We start from the raw sequence: 22,423 nt of genomic DNA, 5'->3' as shown, positions 1-22,423 counted from the left end.
GCTGCTGAAACTGTGACTGACAGCCGCCCGCGCTTCTGCCAGAATAGGCACCATCCCCGATTTAACTCTCTACAGATGGATTTCCTCTCTGATGGCAGCAAAAATTATTGACGGTAAAACGATTGCGCAGCAGGTGCGTAGCGAAGTTGCGGAAAAAGTGCAGCAGCGCCTGGCGGCGGGCAAACGTGCGCCGGGTCTGGCCGTGATCCTGGTGGGCGAAAATCCCGCTTCGCAGATCTACGTCACGCATAAACGTCGCGCCTGCGAAGAGGTGGGCTTTGTCTCCCGTGCTTATAACCTGCCCGACTCCACCGGCGAAAGCGAGCTGCTGACGCTGATTGATGAGCTGAACAGTGACCCGGCGATTGACGGCATTCTGGTGCAGCTGCCGCTGCCGGCCGGTATCGACAACGTCAAGGTGCTGGAGCGCATCACGCCGGATAAAGATGTGGATGGTTTCCATCCCTATAACGTGGGTCGCCTCTGCCAGCGTGCGCCGAAACTGCGTCCCTGCACGCCGCGCGGTATTATCACGCTGCTGGAGCGTTATAACATCGATACCTATGGCCTGAACGCCGTAGTGGTCGGCGCGTCTAACATCGTTGGCCGCCCGATGAGCATGGAGCTGCTGCTGGCAGGCTGTACCACGACGGTTACTCACCGCTTCACCCGCGATCTGCGCCATCACGTGGAGCACGCCGATCTGCTGGTCGTGGCCGTGGGCAAGCCCGGTTTTATTCCGGGTGACTGGATCAAACCAGGCGCGGTGGTGATTGACGTCGGCATCAACCGGCTGGAGAGCGGTAAAGTGGTGGGCGACGTTGATTTTGCCGCTGCCGCTGAGCGCGCCTCTTACATTACGCCAGTCCCGGGCGGGGTCGGGCCGATGACGGTAGCCACTTTAATTGAAAACACGCTGCTGGCGTGCGAAGCGTATCACGACGTGGAGGAAGCATAATGGCGAGTTTCTCACTGGGTAAACATCAGCACGTTGATCTGTGCGATCTGCTGAAGCTGGAAGGCTGGGTAGAGAGCGGCGCGCAGGCCAAAGCGGTGATTGATGAAGGTGAAGTGCGCGTGAACGGGGCGATTGAAACGCGCAAGCGCTGTAAAATCGTTGCCGGACAGACGGTAGAGTTTGCCGGCCAGCGCATAACGGTGGTCGCATAGCAAAAAGGGCGAACCCGGGTTCGCCCTTTTTTCTTATTTACGTCGCCAGGTGGTGCCCTGCGGACCATCTTCCAGCACAATGCCGAGCGCGTTGAGCCGGTCACGCGCCACATCCGCCTGCGCCCAGTCTTTCGCCTGACGCGCGTCGTTGCGCATTTTGATCAGCTGCTCAATCTCTGCGACTTCGTCATTATTCGTCTGCGCTCCGCTCTGCAGGAACAGCTCCGGATCCTGCTGCAAAATCCCCAGCACATTCGCCAGCTCGCGCAATCTGGCCGCCAGCCCGTCAGCCGCCGCTTTATCTTCACTCTTCAGGCGGTTCACGTCGCGCGCCATATCAAACAGCACCGAGTAGGCTTCAGGCGTGTTGAAGTCATCATCCATCGCCGCGCGGAAACGCGCTTCAAAAGCTTCGCCACCGGCAGGCTGCGCGCCGGTATCGGTATGCCGCAGTGCGGTATACAGACGCTCCAGCGCCGCACGTGCCTGGTTGAGGTTATCTTCGCCGTAGTTAAGCTGGCTGCGATAGTGGCCTGACATCAGGAAATAGCGTACGGTTTCGGCGTCGTAGTGCTGCAGCACATCGCGCACGGTGAAGAAGTTGCCGAGTGATTTTGACATCTTCTCACGGTCAACCATCACCATGCCGGAGTGCATCCAGTAATTGACATAGGGACCGTCGTGCGCGCAGGTGGACTGCGCCACTTCATTTTCATGGTGCGGAAACATCAGGTCAGAGCCGCCGCCGTGAATATCAAAGTGGCTGCCAAGCTGCTTGCAGTTCATGGCGGAGCACTCGATGTGCCAGCCCGGACGACCGTTGCCCCACGGCGATTCCCACGACGGCTCATCGGCTTTGGACATCTTCCACAGCACGAAATCCATCGGGTTGCGTTTTACCTCTGCCACTTCCACACGGGCACCCGCCTGCAGCTGCTCCAGATCCTGACGCGACAGCGCGCCATAATCGGTATCGCTCAGCACATCAAACATCACATCGCCGTTCTCCGCCACGTAGGCGTGACCGCGTTCAATCAGCCGCTCCACCAGCTCAATAATTTCCGCAATATGGCGCGTGGCGCGTGGTTCCAGATCCGGCGGCAGGATGCCCAGCGCGGCAAAATCCTGGTGCATCTCCGCAATCATGCGGTTGGTCAGCGTCTCAATGGTTTCGCCATTTTCGTTAGCGCGGCGAATAATTTTGTCATCAATATCAGTGATATTACGCACATACTTCAGCTGATAGCCAATATAGCGCAGGTAACGCGCCACCACGTCAAATGCCACAAACGTACGCCCATGGCCGATATGACAGAGGTCGTAAACCGTAATACCACACACGTACATGCCGATTTCACCAGCATGAATAGGTTTAAATTCCTCTTTCTGTCGACTCAGGGTGTTATAGATCTTTAGCATTGAACGGTTCCGTTTTTATCGTGTGCGGGAGACGCCTTCTTTGGTAGCCTGATATTGTGCCGTATTTTTCTGACTTGTGCATCGCTGAGATACCAGATGCCGTTGCCTTGCTGACGCGTTCCGGGAAATTATGTTATAAGAGGCGTCGACAAAATGCCCGTCCGCATGCGAACGCGGCAACTGATACTGAATACAACCTCCACAGGACGAATATAATGGTCACTTTCCAGACGAACCATGGCGATATCGTAATCAAAACCTTTGATGATAAAGCGCCGGCCACCGTACAGAACTTCCTGGACTACTGCCGTGAAGGTTTTTATGACAACACTATTTTCCACCGTGTCATCAATGGCTTTATGGTTCAGGGTGGCGGTTTCGAACCGGGCATGAAGCAGAAAGCTACTAAAGCTGAAATCCGCAACGAAGCGAACAACGGCCTGAAAAACACCAAAGGCACGCTGGCGATGGCGCGCACTCAGGCTCCGCACTCGGCAACCGCACAGTTCTTTATCAACGTTGCTGACAACGACTTCCTGAACTTCCGCGACGAAAGCCTGCAGGGCTGGGGTTACTGCGTGTTTGCTGAAGTGGTTGAAGGTATGGATGTCGTCGAAAAAATCAAAGCGGTGAAAACCGGCCGCAGCGGTATGCATCAGGACGTGCCGACCGAAGACGTTGTCATCCAGAAAGTGACCGTCAGCGAGTAATGTCGCGCACGCTGTTTATCGCAGATCTCCATCTGTGTCAGGAAGAACCGGCAATTACTGCCGGTTTTCTGCATTTTTTGCAGGGTGAAGCGCGGCAGTGCGAGGCGCTTTACATCCTGGGCGATCTGTTTGAAGCCTGGATTGGCGATGACGATCCTAATCCGCTGCATCAGCAGATCGCCACCGCCCTGCGCGCCCTGCCGGTGCCGGTCTATTTTATTCACGGCAACCGCGATTTCCTGTTGGGCAAGCGCTTTGCCCGCGCCAGCGGCATGACGCTATTGCCGGAGGAGAAGGTGCTGGAGCTGTATGGTCAGCGCGTGCTGATTATGCACGGCGACACGCTCTGCACGGACGATGCTGGCTATCAGCGCTTTCGCGCAAAGGTCCACCAGCGCTGGCTGCAGCGGCTGTTTCTGGCGTTGCCACTGCGTCTGCGGTTGCGCATCGCGACCAGAATGCGCGCCGGCAGCCGGCAGGCGAACCAGCATAAATCGCTGGCCATTATGGATGTAAACCCGCAGGCGGTGGCAGCAGCCATGCAGCGCCAGCAGGCTCCGCTGCTGATCCACGGCCATACGCACCGGCCGGAAATCCACACGCTCTCTCTGAATGGCCTTCCCGCGCAGCGCGCTGTTCTTGGGGCATGGCACAACGCAGGCTCGATGATCCAGCTGGACGCCAGCGGCATAAAACTGATCGCCTTCCCCTTCTGATTTTACGGGTGCAATTGCCCTTTTTATGGCCGCGCAACCGTTTTCCTTGCTGCTATCTCATGCTATCCTCTGTGCCCTTCTTACCTGCCTCACCGGCCAGGTTCGTTTGTCTATTCACAGGAGTTGACCGCATGTCATCCACTGCCGCCCCGGCCCGTATCGCTATCGTCATGGGTTCCAGAAGTGACTGGGCTACCATGCAGTTCGCCGAGGAAATTCTCAACAGCCTGGACGTTCCCTTTCACGTGGAGGTGGTTTCTGCCCACCGCACCCCGGACAAGCTGTTCAGTTTTGCTGAAGGTGCCGCTGCGCATGGCTACCAGGTGATTATTGCGGGCGCCGGCGGTGCTGCGCATCTGCCCGGCATGATCGCAGCAAAAACGCTGGTGCCGGTGCTGGGCGTACCGGTGCAGAGCGCCGCGCTGAGCGGTGTTGACAGCCTCTACTCGATTGTACAGATGCCGCGCGGCATTCCGGTGGGTACGCTGGCCATTGGCAAAGCGGGCGCAGCCAACGCGGCGCTGCTGGCCGCGCAGATCCTGGCCACCCACGATGCGGCACTGGCATCGCGTCTCACCGCGTGGCGCCAGGCGCAGACCGATGAGGTGCTGGAGAATCCGGATCCGCGGGGTGAGGCATGAAGCCGGTATGCGTACTGGGTAACGGTCAGCTGGGCCGTATGCTGCGCCAGGCGGCTGAGCCGCTGGGCATTGCGGTCTATCCGGTGGGACTGGATGCGGAGCCCGCCTCGCTGCCCATTGCAGAGAGCGTGATCACCGCCGAGATTGAACGCTGGCCGGAAACCGCCCTGACGCGCGAGCTCGCCCGCCACCCCGCCTTTGTGAACCGCGATATCTTCCCGCGCCTTGCCGACCGTTTGACGCAGAAGCAGCTGCTGGATGAGCTTGGTCTGGCTACCGCACCGTGGCAGCTGCTGGCCGCACCTGATGAGTGGCCGGCGGTGTTTGAGAAGCTGGGCGAACTGGCGATTGTCAAACGCCGCACCGGCGGTTATGACGGTCGCGGCCAGTGGCGGCTGCGGGCGGATGAAACAGAGACGTTACCCGCTGAGTGCTATGGCGAGTGCATTGTTGAACAGGGCATAAATTTTAGCGGTGAGGTTTCGCTGGTAGGCGCGCGCGGTCAGGATGGCAGCATGGTATTCTACCCGCTGACACACAACCTGCACGAAGAGGGCATTCTGCGCACCAGCGTGGCGTTCCCGCAGGCGGATAGTGCACAGCAGCAGCAGGCGGAAACCATGCTGCGCACCATTATGCAGGCGCTGGATTACGTGGGCGTCATGGCGATGGAGTGCTTTATCACGCCGCAGGGACTGCTGATCAATGAGCTGGCACCGCGCGTGCACAACAGCGGTCACTGGACGCAGAACGGCGCGTCCATCAGCCAGTTTGAGCTGCATCTGCGCGCCATTCTTGGCCTGCCGCTGCCGCAGCCGGCGGTATTCGCACCCTCGGTGATGGTGAATCTGATCGGCAGCGACGTAAACCACGCCTGGCTGGCGCAGCCGCTGGTGCATCTGCACTGGTATGGCAAAGAGGTCCGGCCTGGCCGCAAGGTGGGACACCTGAATCTCACTGACAGTGAGCCATCACGTCTTGCCACTGCCCTGCACGCGCTGCAGCCGCTGCTGCCGCCGGAATACGCCTCGGGCCTCGCCTGGGCGCAGGCGAAGCTCTGAGTTGCTGACGGGATCCCTCAGACAGAGGGATCCTGATTACGCCGCTTCAAAGCGCCGGAACAGCGCTTTGCCCTTCAGCAGTCGCACGCCCAGCCAGCCGCCGCACAGCGACAGCAGAAGCGCTCCGCACAGCGGTAGCGCAAACCACAGCGTCCAGTCGGGCTGCCAGGGAAAATCGAAAATTTTACGCTGCAGTGCCCACAGCGCGGCCTCTGCACCCAGCGCAGCCGCTATTCCGGAAACCACGCCGAGCAGAGCAAACTCACACCACAGCGTGCCGCGTAGCAGACGTTTGCTCGCGCCCAGCGTGCGATACACCACCAGCTCCTGACGACGCTGGCGCATGCCGATCTGGATCTGCGCCAGCAGCAGCAGGACACCGCACAGCGTCACCAGCACCACCATGATTTCCAGCGCCTGACTCACCTGCGCCAGCACCTGGCCAATCTGTTTCATGATGCTGCCAATATCGAGCAGGCTCAGCGTCGGGAACGTCCGGTTCAGCTGCGCCAGCAGCGCCGGATTATTCGCCATGCGGAAGCTGGTCAGCCATGTCTGCGGCTGCTGCTCCAGCGCGCCGGGCGGGAAGATAAAAAAGAAGTTAGGCCGCAGGCTCTCCCAGTCCACCTTACGCAGACTGCTGATGCGCGCGCTGAACGTCTGCGTATCGCCGCTAAAGGTCAGCTCATCCCCTGGCTTAACGCCCAGCCGCTGCGCCAGTTCGGCTTCAATCGAAACCTCCCCTGGCCGCGGGGGCCAGCTGCCGGCAAGCAGCGGGTTGTGATCCGGCCGCTGCGCCTGCCAGGTCAGATTGAGCTCGCGGTTCAGCGCATTATCCTGACGCGGATCGGCAGCTTTGCCGTTCAGCTCAACCAGACGCGCGCGCACGACGGGATAAAAGGTTTCCGGTTTGATCTGATGCTGCTGCAAAAAGTCACGCACCTGTGGCACCTGCGCCTGCGTAATATTCAGCAGAAAATAGTTTGGTGCATCCGGCGGCAGCTGCTGCTGCCAGCGATCGAGCAGATCGCCGCGCATAACCAGCAGCAGCGCCAGCAGCATAAAAGAGAGCGAGAACGCGGCCAGCTGGCTCAGCGTCATTGCCGGCTGTCGCAGCAGACGGTTAATGGCCAGCCGCAGCGCCAGGTTACGCACGACCAGCCGGCGCAGCAGCAGCAGCGTACCCCAGCCCAGCACGGCGAGCAGCAGCGCCAGCAGTACGATGCCGGTGAGCAGCGCCCAGAGCATTTTGCTGCCCCCCAGCAGCAGCGCCAGCAGCAGCACCACCACCAGCGCCATCGCCGGCAGATAGACGCGCAGCGGCCAGACGCGCGCCACCGCATCGCGCCGCAGTACGCGCAGCGGCTGGGTCGCCATCAGCAGACGATAAGGACGCAGCCCCACCAGCAGGGAAATAACAAACATGGTGCCCAGCGCCCAGAGCCATGGCCAGAGGCTGGCGGCAGGCAGCGATGCGGGCAGCACCGGCTTCAGCAGGGTAAGCAGCAGCAGTTCGATCCCCTGCCCCAGCGCGCTGCCGGTCACGCCCGCTAACAGCAGCACCGCCAGCCACTGGCCGATAATCAGCCGCTGCAGTGCACGTCGCGTGGCCCCCAGCGTTTTCAGCACCGCCACCAGATCGTAACGGCTGCGGCAGTAGTGGCTCATCGCTACCGCCACGGCCGCGATGGCCAGTAGCAGCGTCAGTAATGCCGACAGCAGCAGAAACTGCTGCGCGCGCTGCATGGAACGGCCCAGCGCATCCTCTGAGTTTTCGGTGCTTATCCAGCGTTCGCCCCCTTTAAGGCGCGGCTCGATCCAGCGATCGTAGCGCGCCAGCGGTGCGGCGTCGCCGGAAAACTTATAGCGCCAGCTCAGGCGGCTGCCGGGCTGAACGGCGCCGGTTTTTTCAACGTCCGCCAGGTTCATTAACAGACGAGGCGCCGTCTGGAAGGGATTGAATCCGCTGTCCGGCTCCTGGATCACCGTACCGGCAATGCGCAGCGTGGCGTCGCCGACCTCTATCGGATCGCCGACGCGCAGATCCAGCAGCGCCAGCAGACGCGCGGCGACCAGCACGCTGCCTGCCGCCGGACGCAGGCCCGGTGGCTCGGTCTGCAATGTACCAAACATCGGATAGGCGTCATCCACCGCTTTAACATCTGCCAGCTGCGGCGTCTCCCGCGCAAAGGTCATAGTGGTGAAGCTGAGTTGACGGCTGATCGCTAATCCCTCCTCACGCGCCTGCGTCAGCCAGGCTTCCGGCACCGGCCGGCTGCTGCGCAGCGTACGATCGCCCGCCATAAAGTCGCGGCTCTGCTGGCTGAGTCCTTTCTCCATGCGATCGCTGATGGAACCCAAAGCCAGCACGCAGGCCACCGCCAGCGTCAGCGCCAGCCAGACAATCAGCAGCGAAGGCGAGCGCCATTCGCGCCAGAACCAGCGCCAGATCATGCCTCCTCCCACAGCTTGCCGTCACGCAGCCGCAGCCGCCGATCGCAGCGCGCGGCCAGCTGCTCATCATGGGTCACCAGGATCAGCGTTGTGGCGTAATCACGGTTGAGCGAGAACAGCAGATCGGCAATGCGCTCCCCGGTCTGACGATCGAGATTACCGGTGGGCTCATCCGCAAACAGCAGGCCGGGACGCCCGCTAAATGCGCGCGCCAGCGCCACCCGCTGCTGTTCGCCTCCTGAAAGCTGTGCAGGAAGATGATGCAGGCGCGCTTTCAGGCCAAGCTGCGCCAGCAGCTCGCTGGCCTGTGCCCGGCTGTCGCGATCGCTCTCGCCGCGCAGCAGCGCCGGCAGCTGCACGTTCTCCAGCGCATTTAGCGTGGGCACCAGCATAAATGACTGAAACACAAAACCGACTTCGCGTGCGCGCAGCGCCGCGCGCTGCTCTTCGTTCATGCGGTGCAGCGGCTGACCAAGCAGATGAACCTCGCCGCTGCTGCCATCATCCAGCCCGGCGAGGATCCCCAGCAGCGTCGACTTCCCCGATCCCGATTCGCCAATCAGCGCGAGCGTTTCGGCTGGTTTGACAACCAGCTCAACTCCGGTAAGGATTGAGAGCTGATGCTCACCCTGACCGACGGACTTAGTAAGATGATGAACCGCAACAATGTTTTCCGCTGGCATTATCCCTTCCTGTGTGTGGTGCTGCTGCTGGTATCGCGCATCGCTGCAGCCGATACGCTGATGGTATTAGGTGACAGCCTGAGCGCCGGCTACCGGATGTCTGCCAGCGCCGCCTGGCCTGCCCTGCTCAGCACGCGCTGGCAGCAGCAGCCCAACGTCGTCAACGCCAGCATCAGCGGTGATACCGCCGGACAGGGTCTGGCACGGCTGCCTGCACTATTAAAACAGCATCAGCCGCGCTGGGTGTTAATCGAACTGGGCGGTAATGATGGTTTACGCGGTTTTCCGCCGCAGGCTATCGCGCAGGATCTGCGTGCGATTATCCTTGCGGTGAAAGCCGCTGACGCGCAGCCGCTGCTGATGCAGATCCGGCTGCCTGCTAATTATGGACGACGATACACTGAAGCGTTCAGCGCCATCTATCCGCGCCTGGCGGAAGAGTACAGCCTGCCGCTGGTGCCCTTTTTTATGGAGCAGGTCTATCTGAAGCCGGAGTGGATGCAGCAGGATGGTATTCACCCCAATCCGGATGCGCAGCCGTTTATTGCCGGCATTATGGCTGACGCGCTGGCTCCGCTAGTTAAGCATGACTCGCGCTAAGTCGTGCTATTTGACAGGTAAAGAAATGCAAAAATCGGTTTTGATCACCGGCTGCTCCAGCGGTATCGGGCTGGCAGCCGCCAGCGATTTGCAGGCGCGCGGCTACCACGTGCTTGCCGCCTGCCGCCGCGCCGAGGATGTTGCGCGGATGACTGCTCTGGGATATACCGGCATCCTGCTCGACCTTGACGATGCCGCAAGTGTGGATGCCGCGGCAGAACAGGTGCTGGCACTCACCGGGCATTGCCTGCACGGGCTATTTAATAACGGCGGATTTGGCCAGTATGGGCCGCTGAGCAGCGTCAGCCGCCAGCAGCTTGAAAAGCAGTTCTCCACCAACCTCTTTGGTACCCATCAGCTGACGATGCGGCTGCTGCCGGCGCTGCAGAACAGCGGCGACGGCCGCATTATCAATACCAGCTCGGTGCTGGGACTGATCTCCACCCCGGGGCGTGGCGCCTATGCCGCCAGCAAGTGGGCGCTGGAGGCGTGGAGCGATGCGCTGCGTATGGAAGTGCGCGCCAGCGGCGTGCGCGTCAGCCTGATAGAGCCGGGACCGATCGCCACGCGCTTCACCGATAACGTGCAGCAGGGTGAACAGGAGAAGCCGGTGCAGAATCCCGGTATCGCAGCGCGTTTTACCCTGCCGCCGGAAGCGATTCTGCCCAAACTGCGCCATGCGCTGGAGAGCCGTCACCCGCGGCTGCGCTATCCGGTTACGCTGGTGGCCTGGGGCATGAGTTTTCTGAAACGACTGCTGCCGGGCTGGATGCTGGATCGCATTTTGTGCAGCAACTGAGCGGTAACATCAGTCAGCGCTTGAAGCGGGACACTTTATCCCCATATTCTCTTTACACTTTCTGCCAGGAGCGTTTTTCATGTCACACGCTTTGATCACCGACATCAATGAGTCCAATTTGCAGCAGACGCTGGAGCAATCCATGCAGCTGCCGGTTCTGTTCTATTTCTGGTCTGAACGCAGCCAGCACTGCCTGCAGCTTACCCCGGTGCTGGAGCGTCTGGCACAGGAGTATGCCGGCCAGTTCCTGCTGGCAAAACTCGATTGCGACAACGAGCCCGCGGTGGCATCACAGTTCGGTCTGCGCTCGCTGCCCACGGTTTATCTGTTCCAGAACGGACAGCCGGTAGATGGTTTCCAGGGCCCGCAGCCGGAAGAGGCGATCCGCGCGCTACTGGAAAAAGTTCTGCCGCGCGAAGAGGAGCTGAAAGCGCAGCAGGCTATGGAACTGATGCAGCAGAACAAGCCGCTGGAGGCGCTGCCGCTGCTGAAAGATGCCTGGCAGCTGAGCAATAAAAACAGTGAGATTGGCTTTCTGCTGGCAGAAGTGCTGATCGCCCTGAACCGCAGTGATGAAGCGGAAGCGGTGCTGGATGTGGTGCCGCTGCAGGATCAGGATACACGCTATCAGAGCCTGGTCTCACAGATCGACCTGCTGAAGCAGGCGGCGGATACGCCTGAGATCCAGCTGCTGCAGGAGCAGCTGAACGCCGAGCCGCAGAACGCGACCCTGGCTGCTAAACTTGCGTTACAGCTGCATCAGGTTGGGCGTAATGAAGAGGCGCTGGAGCTGCTGCTGGGCTTTCTGAAAAGCGATCTCGCTGCCGGTGACGGTGAAGTGCGCAAAATGTTCCAGGAGATCCTGGCCGCGCTTGGCACCGGCGACGCCCTCGCCTCGCGCTATCGCCGACAGCTCTATTCGCTGCTCTACTGACGGATACGCAGACGGGCCGAAGCGACTCGGCCCGGTAATCTGACAGCCAGGAGGTTATATGCTGACCGCTATTCCTGTTATCATCGTGCTGGTGCTGGTGATTGTATGGGCCGGTATCAAGATTGTTCCGCAGGGCTATCAGTGGACGGTAGAGCGCTTCGGACGCTACACCCGTACGCTCTCGCCGGGGCTTAACCTGGTGGTGCCGTTTATGGATCGCGTGGGTCGCCGCATCAATATGATGGAGCAGGTGCTCGATATCCCTTCTCAGGAGATCATCTCCAAAGATAACGCCAACGTCACCATTGATGCCGTCTGCTTTATTCAGGTCGTTGACCCGGCGCGTGCCGCCTATGAGGTCAGTAATCTGGAGCTGGCGATAATCAACCTCACGATGACTAACATTCGCACGGTCCTTGGCGGCATGGAGCTGGATGAGATGCTGTCGCAGCGTGACAACATCAACACCCGCCTGCTGCATATCGTTGATGAAGCGACAAACCCCTGGGGCGTCAAAATTACCCGCATTGAGATCCGCGATGTGCGGCCACCGCAGGAGCTGATCGCTGCCATGAATGCGCAGATGAAAGCTGAGCGTACCAAACGCGCCGATATTCTGGCTGCTGAAGGCGTGCGTCAGGCCGCCATACTGCGCGCTGAAGGCGACAAGCAGTCACAGATTCTGAAAGCGGAAGGCGAGCGCACCTCCGCTTTTTTACAGGCCGAGGCGCGTGAGCGGCAGGCAGAGGCGGAAGCGAACGCCACGCGCATGGTGTCTGACGCGATCGCCGCCGGTGATATCCAGGCCATTAACTACTTTGTTGCGCAGAAATATACTGATGCGCTGCAGAAAATTGGCGAAGCCGGCAACAGTAAAGTGGTGATGATGCCGCTTGATGCCAGCAGCCTGATCGGCTCGGTAGCGGGCATCAGTGAACTGCTGAAAGAGCGTCATGCGGAGCGGAGGCCGTAATGCTGATGGAGCTGATTGCCCATCCGCACTGGTTCTGGCTGACGCTGGGCGGGCTGCTGCTGGCAGCCGAAATGCTGGGCACCAGCGGTTATCTGCTCTGGTGCGGTATGGCGGCGCTGCTGGTTGGCCTGGCCGAGTGGCTGTGGCCCTTCTCGTGGGCTGGTCAGGGGCTGCTGTTTGCCGCGCTGACGCTGCTGAGCGCGCTGGGCTGGTATGGCTGGATGCGCCATCAGGCTGCAACGCAGCAACCCAACACGCTGAACCAGCGCGGTAAAGAGCTGATTGGCCGGCAGCTGACGCTGGAGACGCCGCTTAAAAGTGGTATCGGACATGTACAGATTGGTGACAGCAGCTGGCGCGTACAGGCAACAGACGATCTGCCCGCGGGCACGCGGGTGACGGTCACGGCGGTTGAAGGGATCACGCTGCTGATTCAGCCGCGTTTACCGCCGGAGTGACCGCAGCAGCCCGCCAGCTGATTCATTATCGGGCACTCGGCGCCCTCGTCGCCGGGACACGCCTCTGCCAGTGACAGCAGGCGCGCCCGCATGGCGTGCAGCTCCTCAATATGCGCTGCAATTTCTTCAGCCTTCTGCAGCGTGCGCGCTTTGACATCTGCGCTGTGCCGCGCAGGATCGTTGAACAGCGCCACCAGCTCGCGGCACTCATCCAGCGTAAAGCCAACCTGGCGCGCCTGGCGCAGCAGATGCAGCTCTTCCAGATGGCGTTCGTCATAGTGCCGGTAGCCATTTCCGCTACGCAGCGGCGGCGTCACGATCCCTTTCTCTTCATAAAAGCGGATCGCTTTACTGGTCAGCCCGGTTTTTCTGGCAACGTCGCTGATATTCATGCCGGCTCCTTGACCTTCCCCCGAATGGAAGGTTTACGCTTATAACTACTGTAACCGGTGCAGCCGGTCAACTCTGTTCACTAAGGAGACTATCATGTCAGACAGACAAACGCTGGCGCTGGAGGGGCTTTCCTGCGGCCACTGTGTCAAACGGGTTAAAGAGGCGCTGGAACAGCGCAGCGACGTCGAGCAGGCGGAGGTCACGCAGCAGGAGGCACGCGTGACCGGGACGGCCAGCGCCAGCGAGCTGATCGCAACCGTAGAGCAGGCTGGCTACCACGCCATGCTGCAGCCTGAGGCAACATCCCCAAAGTCTGATCCGTTGACAGCTCAGGAGCCGCCGCCGGAGGCGCTGACAACGGCCTCTCAGCCGGCAGAAGCGGCGCTGCCGGTACAGCATCTGTTGATTGATGGCATGAGCTGCGCCAGCTGCGTCAGCCGGGTAGAGAACGCGCTGCGCGCGGTATCCGGCGTCACGGAAGCACGCGTTAACCTCGGTGAACGCAGCGCGCTGGTGCTGGGTGAGGTTAACGCACCGGCGCTGATTGCCGCCGTAGACAAGGCAGGCTACAGCGCTGAAGTGATTGAGGATGAACAGCGCCGGCGCGAGCGTCAGCAGGCGAACGCGCGGCAGGCGATGCGCCGCTTCAGCTGGCAGTCGGCGCTGGCGCTGGGGTTTGGCGTGCCGATGATGTTCTGGGGCATGGCGGGCGATCATATGATGCTGACGCCGGAGAATCAGACGCTGTGGCGTACGCTGGGCGTTGCCACGCTGCTGGTCATGATCATTGCCGGCGGCCACTTTTACCGCAGCGCCTGGCGCAGCCTGCGATTAGCCACCGCCACCATGGATACGCTGGTGGCGCTCGGCACCGGCGCTGCCTGGCTCTATTCGATAAGCGTGGCGCTGTGGCCGGAATTTTTTCCGCTGCAGGCACGCCACCTCTACTTTGAAGCCAGCGTCATGATCATCGGCCTGATTAACCTCGGGCACGCGCTGGAACAGCGTGCCCGTCAGCGCGCCTCGCGCGCGCTGGAGCGGCTGCTGGATCTGACGCCGGCGCAGGCGTGCGTGGTCACCGAACAGGGTGAGCAGCAGCTGCCGCTGAGCGCCGTCACCGCCGGTATGACTCTGAAGCTGGTCACCGGCGATCGGGTACCGGTGGATGGCGACGTCACGCAGGGAGAGGCGTGGTGCGATGAAGCGATGCTGACCGGCGAAGCCGTGCCGCAGGAAAAAGCGCCTGGCAGCAAAGTCTATGCCGGCACGGTGGTGCAGGATGGCACGCTGCGCTTTATCGCCAGCGCCACCGGCAGCCACACCACGCTGGCACGTATTATTAATCTGGTGCGTCAGGCGCAAAGCAGCAAGCCGGAGATTGGCCGCCTCGCCGATCGCATCTCTGCCGTTTTCGTACCGGTTGTGGTAGCGATTGCGCTGCTGAGCGGCCTCACCTGGTATCTGATTGGGCCACAGCCGCAGCTCGCCTATGCGCTGGTGATCATCACTACCGTCCTGATCATCGCCTGTCCCTGTGCGCTGGGGCTGGCCACGCCGATGTCGATCATCGCCGGCACCGGCCGTGCGGCAGAGCTGGGTATCCTGGTGCGCGATGCCGACGCGCTGCAGCACGCCAGCGAAACTGACACGCTGGTGTTTGATAAAACCGGTACGCTGACGCAGGGAGCGCCGCAGATCGGCGAGATCTGCTGCTATGCTGACCGGGATCAACAGCAGATCCTGCAGGCCGCAGCGGAGCTGGAGCAGGGATCCACGCATCCGCTTGCCAGCGCGATCCTCGCTGCCGCGCCGCAGCCGCCGGCAGCAGAGATCACCCGCTTCCGGACGCTGCGCGGCAGGGGCGTGAGCGCGCAGGTGGCAGGTCAGACCCTGCTGCTGGGCAACACGGCCCTGCTTGATGAGCAGCAGATTAACTATGACGCCGCCCGGGCAGATATCGAACGCATCGCGGCAAGCGGTGCTACGCCAGTGCTGCTGGCCGACGCGCACCAGCTGCTGGGCCTGATTGCGCTGCGCGATAATCTGCGGCCGGAGAGTAAAGCGGCACTGCAGCGGCTGCATCAGGCTGGCTACCGGCTGGTGATGCTGACGGGCGATCATCAGGCCACAGCCCGCGCTATCGCTGCTGAAGCGGGAATTGATGAAGTGATCGCCGGCGTGCTGCCAGAGGGTAAAGCAGAAGCCATAAGCCGCCTGCAGCAGCAGGGGCGCCGGGTGATGATGATAGGAGATGGCATCAACGATGCGCCAGCGTTAGCGCAGGCGGATACCGGTATTGCGATGGGCAGCGGCAGCGATGTCGCGGTCGAAACGGCGCCGCTTACGCTGATGCGTAACGACCTGCATGGGGTAGCGGATGCCCTGGCGATTTCGCAGGCCACGCTGCGCAATATGCGCCAGAATCTGCTGGGCGCATTTGTGTATAACAGCCTGGGTATTCCGATTGCGGCGGGCGTGCTCTATCCCTTTACCGGCCTGCTGCTGAGCCCGATTGTCGCGGGGGCAGCAATGGCCCTCTCTTCCATCACCGTCGTCAGCAATGCAAACCGCCTGCTGCGTTTCACTCCGCCCGACCGGTAATAGCAGCCAGCGCGCTGTTTTTAGCCGAAATAAATCGTTAGCATGACGGTTTAACCGTAACAGGAGCGGACATGAACAGCCCTATCTGGCAACGTCTCTGGCAGCGCATCGCCGCGCTTTTTCCGTCTGCCTACCGCTGGCCGGCAATGGATATGCGTCTGGGCGACCGGCTGCTGCATCTGACCGGCAGTATCCATATGGGCACACGCAACATGCAGCCTCTGCCAGCCGGCCTGCTGCGTCAGCTGCAGAAAGCGGATGCGCTGATTGTTGAGGCGGACATCACGCGCGGCGGCTCTCCTTTTGCGGATACCGCAGATTTGCCGCCGCTGCACACCCGGCTGGAGAGCGCCACGCTGACGCGGCTGCAGACGCTCTGTCAGGATCTGGGGCTGGAGAGTGATCTCTTTGATACCCTGCCCTGCTGGCAGATAGCGCTGATGCTGCAGGCGCACCAGGCGCAGCGGCTCGGACTGCGTCCGGAGTATGGTATCGATTATCAGCTGCTGCAGGCCGCAAAGGCAGCGGGCAAGCCGATCATTGAGCTGGAAGGGCCGGAGACGCAGATCGCGCTGCTGAAATCCCTGCCGCAGGAGGGTCGGGCGCTGCTGGTGGATACGCTTGAGCACTGGCATACCAATGCGCGGCTGCTGCAGACGATGATCAGCTGGTGGCTTGAAGCGCCGCCCGCGCAGCAGCCGGTAGCGCTGCCCGCGACCTTTGGCAGCGAGCTGAGCGATACGCTGATGCGTAACCGTAACCAGCAATGGCGCGAACAGCTGCTGGCGCTGCCATCGGGTCGCTATCTGGTGGCCGTCGGCGCGCTGCATCTCTATGGCGATGATAATCTGCCCGGCCTGCTAAAACAGAAGCAGCCGTAACGCGACACCTGCGCTGCTCAGGAGTGGCCGAAGGATAAGACAAAAAAAGAAGGCCGATATCACTATCGACCTGTCAAAGAGGAATTTGTTTATGATTTTGGTTATCGCCAGGGTGAGTGGCGCGGGACAATTCTCGCGCAAAGTTCAGATTTTCGCCACTGTTATTAGCGCAATCTTTGAGAAGAATTTTTGTCGTAAGGATTAATGATGACCCCTGCAGTCAAACTTCTGGAAAAAAACGGCGTGGCGTTTACGCTGCACCCCTATGAGCATGACAGCCATGAAACGCATTTTGGCGATGAAGCGGTGCGCAAGCTCAACCTTGATGCGCGCCAGGTGTTTAAAACGCTGCTGGTCGCGCTGAACGGCGATGCGAAAGCGCTGGCGGTGGCGGTTACGCCGGTTGCATCCCAGCTTGATCTAAAAAAAGTGGCGAAAGCGCTGGGCGCAAAGCGAGCAGAGATGGCCGATCCGCAGCTGGCGCAGCGCGTCACCGGCTACCTGCTGGGCGGCATCAGTCCGCTGGGCCAGAAAAAGCGCCTGCCAACGGTAATCGATCGGCAGGCCGCAGAGTTTGCCACCATATTTATCTCTGGCGGTAAACGCGGCCTCGACATTGAACTGGCTGCAGAGGATCTGGCGCGGCTGCTGAATGCCACACTGGCCGACGTGGCACGCTGCGATTAATCGGGCTGCTGCGCGCAAAGCTGATCGATCATCCAGCGCCCGGCCGGGCCGGGCGGATTACGTCGCGACCAGACCACATCTACCGCAATATGCTGCGGCCAGCCGGGAACGCATAGCTCTTTCAGGACCTGATGACCAAACTGATCCACCAGCCAGCGCGGCAGTACGCTCCAGCCAAACCCCTGCTCCGCCATCTCCAGCAGCAGCAGATACGTCGGCGCTGACCAGGTTCGTCCGGCAGCCGGCAGCGGTCCGCGCGTCTGTACCCAGGTGTTCAGCCGCAGCTGCCGCAGCTCGCTGAGCTGCGCCTCACTCACCTGAGCCAGCTGCGACAGCGCGTGATCCTGATGCAGAAAGATCGCCATCTGCGCCTCCACCTGCAGCCGGGCTACCGCCAGATCGGGCGGCAGCGCAGGCTGAGTGCGGACCACGCCCAGGTGCACCCGCCCCGCCTGCAGCAGATCCAGTACATCCTCATCCTCTGCAATCATGCATTCAAAGTCGATATCGGGGTAGCGGGCATCAAACCGCGTCAGCAGATGTTCATGATGATCGGCCTGCCAGAAATCGGAAATGGCCAGACTCAGGCGCGGCTCAACACCCTGCGACAGACGCAGCGCCAGTTCATCCAGCCGCTGACTGGCGGCCAGGATCTGCTGCACCTGAGCCAGCGCGCGTTCCCCCTGCGGTGTCAGCACCGGCTGACGGCCGCGACGATCAAACAGCGCAAAGCCTAAATCAATTTCAAGGTTAGCGATGGCAGCACTGATGGTGGACTGGCTTTTTGCCAGCGCGCGGGCAGCAGCAGAGAAAGAGCCGCTCGCAACAGTCTGGACAAATGCCTCAAGGGATTCCGGAGAGTATTTCATGGTTTACCATCGTTTTTTTCGATAGACACTCATTTTATCTCAGATGCGTGCAGTGCGAAAATGCGCGTTATTACGTAACCGGAGGTATTTATGCGTACCCGTTCGCTGAAAGAACGCATTCTGCACGCCGTGGGCTTTGAGGGCCTGGCTATTGTGACTATCGCGCCGCTGGCAGCATGGATTATGGACAAGCCGCTGTTCCAGATGGGCACGCTGGCGATTGCCCTTTCTACCGTCGCGATGCTGTGGAACATGATTTATAACACCCTGTTCGATCGCATCTGGCCGCCGCATCAGAAGCGCGGGCTGGGGCTGCGTGCCCTGCATGCGCTCTGTTTTGAAGGGGGATTTATCCTGATTGGCCTGCCGATCGCCGCCGGCATGTTGCATATTTCGCTGCTTAACGCCTTTTTAGTGGAGGTGGGATTCTTTCTGTTTTTCCTGCCCTACACCATGGTTTACAACTGGGTCTGGGATAAGCTGCGCCTGCGCTGGTTTGCGCAGCCATCCTGCCGCGCCTGATGCCGGGCGCGCGCTGCCTCCGGCCGGAAGCAGCGCGCCGGTTACGCTTAATCCTGCGCCGCGCGCGGCCAGATCCATGCCAGGAACATACGCGGATAGCTGCGCTTGCGCTGCTTTTCCAGCGCCTTGTCACGCTCGCGTACCTGCTCGTCGGTCAGATGCACGACGGCTGGCGGCACAAAATCAGCGATTTTTAGCGGCGAATGCTGAGTAATATAGTCGCGCAGCACGTCAGCATCGCGCAGACCGCTGTTGCGGTAGCCCGCGCGCGCCGTCAGCGGCGGATAGCCGTCGCCGCCGCTGGCGTTAAAGCTGTTAGTGGCAAGGCGATAGGTTTTTGTCTTCTCCAGCGGCTTCCCGTTGATTTTGACATCACTCACTGAGGTGCCGTCGGCCACCAGGCTGATGCCGGCCAGCTGCGCAAAGCCGCCGGAGTTAGCTTTGATATTGGCGATGCGGGCAAGATATGCCTGCAGTTCCTCACCGCTCAGCGTGACCGACACCACCTGATTGCCAAACGGCTGCACCTGCAGCAGATCGCGCAGGCGCAGCTCGCCTGCCGAAAGCGATGTGCGGATGCCGCCGCCGCTGATCACCGCCACATCCGCTTTGGTCGCGGCCATCTGCGCTCGCAGGATCAGCTGCGCCAGATTGGTCTGCTCAAAGCGGACTTTATTGCGCTCGCCGACAAACAGCCCGTCACTGCGGCCAACGGCGACATCCAGCTGTTTACCGGCGCGCAGCTGGAAAGGGGTCAGCAGCTTCATCATCGCGGTATTGGGTACAATCGGCTCCTGATAAGGCAGCCAGGTTTCGCTGCCATCCTGGTTGGTGACTTTATGCTTCAGGTTAACCGGGATGAGCTGATAATTTTCCAGCGTCAGCTCACCGTTGCGAAAGGTAAAATCGCCGCGACCCACATATTTGCCCCACTCTTTAGCCTGCATGATCCAGACGCCATTTTGCCGATCGGGCTGGCAGGGCTGGCCTGGCTGATAATCGGGCACGCTGCGGTTAGCCTGCGCCATACAGACGGCATCGTGCGAGTGGCCGCCCACGATAACACTCAGGGTGCCGGGCGGCAGGCTGCGCGCCAGCTCAACGTCGCCCGGTGCGTTACTGCCGTGCTGACCGTCGTCATAATGTCCCATATGCGTCAGCGCGATGATCACATCAGGCTTTTCCGTGGCGCGCAGCTCCGCTACCGCTTTCAGCGTCTCTTTGACCGGATCGCGGATCTCAAGCTCTGCGACATTTTCCGGGTTGGTAATACGCAGCGTATCCGTAGTGGTCAGCCCGATAACCGCTATTTTCAGGCCCATACGGTTAAATATGGCCCAGGGCGAAAACAGCCGCCGATCGCTGCCTTTTTGATAGATATTCGCCGCGAGAAAGGGAAAACGCGCCCACTTTTTCTGCTGTTCCAGCACGCTCAGAGGCTTGTCAAATTCGTGGTTTCCCAGCGCCATAGCGTCATAACCCACCAGATTCATGCCGCGAATGTCAGGCTCTGCGTTCAGCACATCTGACTCCGGCACGCCGGTATTGATATCCCCGGCGGAGAGGATGAGCGCACCCCCTCCGCGCGCCTGGACATCATAACGCTGCTGGTCCATCAGGCTCTTTTGTGCTGCCAGCCCATACTCACCCTGCGCGTTACTCCAGAAATGGCCATGATGATCGTTGGTATGCAGGATGCTGAAGCGATAGCTGCGATCGGTTTGCCACGCCTGCGCCAGCATCGGCACCAGCAAAACCAGCAGCGCCAGCCAGCGCTTTTTCGGGGTAAGTAACAACACAACGCTCTCCTTGTTCGTTTTTTTCCACTGCATCGTGGACCTGACAGATTTCTGCCCTCTGTGTCGCACAGTTCCCTGCTTAACTCAAGCTGAAAGGCAGTACCCGCTGCTATTTTCATCTGCTCTCGCCGGCTGGGCCCGTCGGGGGATGCTGCGCTTTTTAACGCTGCTGTAATGCATTATCACTACCTGCACGCCAGGATAACTGCTGAAAATAGCGCTTCGGCACGTTTTTTATCGCATTTTTTCAGTTTATTCAGCTTTCATCCCGCAAATGTCTAAACGCTGCAGCAGGATTTGCATTACACTTGATTGTTACAAGCGGACACATTTGCACACAAGGAGACAGGCATGCATCACACCACACCGTTGATCACCACTATTGTCGGGGGCCTGGTCCTCGCGTTTCTCCTTGGCATGCTGGCCAATCGCCTGCGCATCTCTCCGCTGGTGGGCTATCTGGTTGCCGGCGTGGTTGCGGGCCCTTTTACGCCAGGCTTTGTTGCGGATACGAATCTGGCACCTGAACTGGCAGAGCTGGGCGTCATTCTGCTAATGTTTGGCGTCGGACTGCACTTCTCACTGAAAGATCTGATGGCGGTAAAGTCGATCGCCATTCCCGGCGCCGTGGCGCAAATCGCGGTGGCGACGCTGCTGGGAATGGGGCTCTCCTGGACCATGGGCTGGTCATGGATGACTGGCCTGGTGTTTGGCCTGTGCCTCTCTACGGCCAGTACCGTAGTGCTGCTGCGGGCGCTGGAGGAGCGACAGCTGATTGACAGCCAGCGCGGCCAGATTGCGATCGGCTGGCTGATTGTGGAAGACCTGGTGATGGTGCTGACGCTGGTGCTGCTGCCTGCCATCGCCGGCATGCTGGAACAGGGTAACGCCAGTCCGACCCTGCTGGCATGGGATCTGCTGCTGACCATCGGTAAAGTGGCCGCCTTTATGGTGCTGATGATGGTGGTAGGCCGCCGCGTTATCCCGTGGATCCTGGCAAAAAGCGCGGCTACCGGCTCGCGTGAACTCTTTACTCTATCGGTGCTGGCGCTGGCGCTCGGTATCGCCTTTGGTGCCGTAGAGTTCTTTGATGTCTCCTTTGCCCTTGGCGCCTTCTTCGCCGGCATGGTGCTGAACGAATCTGAGCTGAGCCACCGCGCGGCGCGCGACACGCTCCCACTGCGCGACGCCTTTGCCGTACTGTTCTTTGTATCGGTCGGCATGCTGTTTAATCCGATGATCCTGATTGAACAGCCGCTGGCGGTACTGGGCGCGCTCGCCATCGTGGTGCTGGGTAAATCAATCGCCGCCTGGGCGCTGGTCACTCTGCTGGGGCACTCACGCCGTACCGCCCTGACCATTTCGGTCAGTCTGGCGCAGATTGGTGAGTTTGCCTTTATTCTCGCCGGCCTCGGCATTTCACTCGATCTGCTCAGCGAAGAGGGGCGCAACCTGGTGCTGGCGGCGGCTATTCTCTCCATTATGCTGAACCCTATCCTCTTCTCGCTGCTGGAGCGCTATCTGGATAAAACTGAAACCGCTGAGGAGCAGACGCTGGAAGAGGCGATGGCGGAAGAGAAACAGATCCCGGTAGATATCTGTAATCACGCGGTGATTGTGGGTTATGGACGCGTCGGCAGCCTGCTGGGGCAGCAGCTGCTGGAAGCAGATATCCCGCTGGTGGTGGTGGAAAACTCCCGCCCGCGCGTTGAAGCGCTGCGTGAACAGGGTATCAGAGCGGTGCTGGGCAATGCAGCACGCGCAGAGACCATGGAGCTGGCACGGCTTGACTGCGCCCGCTGGCTGCTGCTGACCATTCCGAATGGCTATGAAGCGGGTGAAGTGGTGGTGGCCGCACGTGAGAAGCGCAAGGATATTGAGATTATCGCCCGTGCGCACTATGACGACGAAGTCGCCTATATTATGGATCGCGGCGCTAATCAGGTCGTGATGGGCGAGCGTGAAATTGCCAGCAGCATGCTCAATGTGCTGAAAAAGGAGATCGCCGTTGAGCCGATCTCCCGCGAATGCCCGATTTGATCGGGGATCGCTG

Annotated in this window: 22 protein-coding genes; 16 read left to right on the top strand and 6 right to left on the bottom strand. The window is 60.5% G+C overall.

The window, feature by feature from the left end; genetic code table 11:
• Positions 1–91: 91 nt before the first annotated feature.
• Both folD and ybcJ read left to right on the top strand, forming a co-directional pair.
• Positions 92–958, top strand: coding sequence for a bifunctional methylenetetrahydrofolate dehydrogenase/methenyltetrahydrofolate cyclohydrolase FolD (gene folD, locus F3J39_RS01040; protein ID WP_039383072.1), 867 nt, complete (start codon positions 92–94; stop codon positions 956–958).
• On the top strand, positions 958–1,170 hold the full coding sequence (gene ybcJ, locus F3J39_RS01035) for a ribosome-associated protein YbcJ (RefSeq protein ID WP_039383070.1): 213 nt from the start codon (positions 958–960) through the stop codon (positions 1,168–1,170). The genes folD and ybcJ overlap by 1 nt, the downstream gene beginning before the upstream one ends.
• Positions 1,171–1,203: 33 nt before the next feature.
• Here the strand turns inward: ybcJ and cysS are convergent, their stop codons facing one another.
• The gene (cysS, locus tag F3J39_RS01030) at positions 1,204–2,589 is read right to left on the bottom strand and encodes a cysteine--tRNA ligase (RefSeq protein ID WP_094111779.1); all 1,386 of its coding nucleotides are present in this window, start codon (positions 2,587–2,589) and stop codon (positions 1,204–1,206) included.
• 215 nt (positions 2,590–2,804) lie between these two features.
• Here cysS and ppiB point away from each other — a divergent pair, with 215 nt between their 5' ends.
• The 4 genes from ppiB to purK all read left to right on the top strand — a co-directional run bounded on the left by ppiB (position 2,805) and on the right by purK (position 5,717).
• Positions 2,805–3,299 carry a peptidylprolyl isomerase B gene (gene ppiB / locus F3J39_RS01025; protein WP_039383066.1) on the top strand — a complete coding sequence of 165 codons (495 nt, stop codon included), beginning with the start codon at positions 2,805–2,807 and terminating at the stop codon, positions 3,297–3,299.
• Positions 3,299–4,015 (top strand): UDP-2,3-diacylglucosamine diphosphatase, encoded by a 717-nt coding sequence (lpxH, locus tag F3J39_RS01020; protein WP_094111780.1) that lies wholly within the window; start codon positions 3,299–3,301, stop codon positions 4,013–4,015. The genes ppiB and lpxH overlap by 1 nt, the downstream gene beginning before the upstream one ends.
• Positions 4,016–4,146: 131 nt before the next feature.
• A complete protein-coding gene (purE, locus tag F3J39_RS01015; protein ID WP_039383061.1) occupies positions 4,147–4,656 on the top strand; it encodes a 5-(carboxyamino)imidazole ribonucleotide mutase in 510 nt (169 codons plus the stop codon).
• Positions 4,653–5,717 (top strand): 5-(carboxyamino)imidazole ribonucleotide synthase, encoded by a 1,065-nt coding sequence (gene purK / locus F3J39_RS01010; protein ID WP_166713761.1) that lies wholly within the window; start codon positions 4,653–4,655, stop codon positions 5,715–5,717. The genes purE and purK overlap by 4 nt, the downstream gene beginning before the upstream one ends.
• A gap of 36 nt (positions 5,718–5,753) precedes the next feature.
• Here the strand turns inward: purK and ybbP are convergent, their stop codons facing one another.
• Together ybbP and ybbA are read right to left on the bottom strand one after the other, a co-directional pair.
• A complete protein-coding gene (gene ybbP / locus F3J39_RS01005; protein WP_104084640.1) occupies positions 5,754–8,171 on the bottom strand; it encodes a putative ABC transporter permease subunit YbbP in 2,418 nt (805 codons plus the stop codon).
• The gene (gene ybbA, locus F3J39_RS01000) at positions 8,168–8,854 is read right to left on the bottom strand and encodes a putative ABC transporter ATP-binding protein YbbA (protein WP_039383054.1); all 687 of its coding nucleotides are present in this window, start codon (positions 8,852–8,854) and stop codon (positions 8,168–8,170) included. Before ybbA ends, ybbP begins: the two co-directional genes overlap by 4 nt.
• Here ybbA and tesA point away from each other — a divergent pair.
• From tesA to F3J39_RS00975, 5 genes are all read left to right on the top strand, one after another.
• Positions 8,822–9,454, top strand: a complete 633-nt coding sequence (gene tesA / locus F3J39_RS00995) for a multifunctional acyl-CoA thioesterase I/protease I/lysophospholipase L1 (RefSeq protein ID WP_139803627.1) — start codon at positions 8,822–8,824, stop codon at positions 9,452–9,454. The genes ybbA and tesA overlap by 33 nt on opposite strands.
• A 25-nt stretch (positions 9,455–9,479) precedes the next feature.
• On the top strand, positions 9,480–10,253 hold the full coding sequence (locus tag F3J39_RS00990; protein WP_104084638.1) for an SDR family oxidoreductase: 774 nt from the start codon (positions 9,480–9,482) through the stop codon (positions 10,251–10,253).
• 79 nt (positions 10,254–10,332) lie between these two features.
• On the top strand, positions 10,333–11,187 hold the full coding sequence (locus tag F3J39_RS00985; protein ID WP_094111783.1) for a co-chaperone YbbN: 855 nt from the start codon (positions 10,333–10,335) through the stop codon (positions 11,185–11,187).
• Between the two features lie 58 nt (positions 11,188–11,245).
• Positions 11,246–12,160, top strand: a complete 915-nt coding sequence (locus tag F3J39_RS00980) for an SPFH domain-containing protein (protein ID WP_104084637.1) — start codon at positions 11,246–11,248, stop codon at positions 12,158–12,160.
• Complete coding sequence (locus tag F3J39_RS00975; protein WP_071668948.1) at positions 12,160–12,618, top strand: NfeD family protein; 459 nt, start codon at positions 12,160–12,162, stop codon at positions 12,616–12,618. Before F3J39_RS00980 ends, F3J39_RS00975 begins: the two co-directional genes overlap by 1 nt.
• Here the strand turns inward: F3J39_RS00975 and cueR are convergent.
• Positions 12,594–13,010 (bottom strand): Cu(I)-responsive transcriptional regulator, encoded by a 417-nt coding sequence (cueR, locus tag F3J39_RS00970; RefSeq protein ID WP_071668947.1) that lies wholly within the window; start codon positions 13,008–13,010, stop codon positions 12,594–12,596. The two genes, F3J39_RS00975 and cueR, sit on opposite strands and share 25 nt — an antisense overlap.
• A gap of 94 nt (positions 13,011–13,104) precedes the next feature.
• Between cueR and copA the strand changes: the two genes are divergently transcribed.
• The 3 genes from copA to ybaK all read left to right on the top strand — a co-directional run bounded on the left by copA (position 13,105) and on the right by ybaK (position 17,180).
• On the top strand, positions 13,105–15,612 hold the full coding sequence (gene copA / locus F3J39_RS00965) for a copper-exporting P-type ATPase CopA (RefSeq protein WP_166713760.1): 2,508 nt from the start codon (positions 13,105–13,107) through the stop codon (positions 15,610–15,612).
• A 71-nt stretch (positions 15,613–15,683) separates the two neighbouring features.
• Positions 15,684–16,493 (top strand): TraB/GumN family protein, encoded by an 810-nt coding sequence (locus F3J39_RS00960; protein ID WP_104084635.1) that lies wholly within the window; start codon positions 15,684–15,686, stop codon positions 16,491–16,493.
• A gap of 207 nt (positions 16,494–16,700) precedes the next feature.
• Entirely contained in the window at positions 16,701–17,180 is a 480-nt protein-coding gene (gene ybaK / locus F3J39_RS00955; RefSeq protein ID WP_104084634.1) for a Cys-tRNA(Pro)/Cys-tRNA(Cys) deacylase YbaK, read from the top strand.
• On the opposite strand, the gene F3J39_RS00950 is transcribed toward ybaK, so the two are convergent.
• On the bottom strand, positions 17,177–18,049 hold the full coding sequence (locus F3J39_RS00950; RefSeq protein WP_039383034.1) for a LysR family transcriptional regulator: 873 nt from the start codon (positions 18,047–18,049) through the stop codon (positions 17,177–17,179). The genes ybaK and F3J39_RS00950 overlap by 4 nt on opposite strands.
• Before the next feature lie 90 nt (positions 18,050–18,139).
• Between F3J39_RS00950 and F3J39_RS00945 the strand changes: the two genes are divergently transcribed.
• A complete protein-coding gene (locus F3J39_RS00945; RefSeq protein WP_039383032.1) occupies positions 18,140–18,571 on the top strand; it encodes a multidrug/biocide efflux PACE transporter in 432 nt (143 codons plus the stop codon).
• Positions 18,572–18,618: 47 nt separating this feature from the next.
• Here F3J39_RS00945 and ushA read toward each other — a convergent pair whose 3' ends face one another.
• A complete protein-coding gene (gene ushA / locus F3J39_RS00940) occupies positions 18,619–20,313 on the bottom strand; it encodes a bifunctional UDP-sugar hydrolase/5'-nucleotidase UshA (RefSeq protein ID WP_247648226.1) in 1,695 nt (564 codons plus the stop codon).
• A 408-nt stretch (positions 20,314–20,721) separates the two neighbouring features.
• Between ushA and ybaL the strand changes: the two genes are divergently transcribed.
• A complete protein-coding gene (gene ybaL / locus F3J39_RS00935; protein WP_039383029.1) occupies positions 20,722–22,410 on the top strand; it encodes a YbaL family putative K(+) efflux transporter in 1,689 nt (562 codons plus the stop codon).
• Positions 22,411–22,423: the final 13 nt, after the last annotated feature.

The organism is Pantoea sp. Acro-807 (genome assembly GCF_011752675.1).
Classification (GTDB): domain Bacteria; phylum Pseudomonadota; class Gammaproteobacteria; order Enterobacterales; family Enterobacteriaceae; genus Pantoea; species Pantoea eucrina.
Note: the sequence above shows the minus strand (reverse complement) of the source record. Positions and strands in the feature narration are given on the sequence as shown.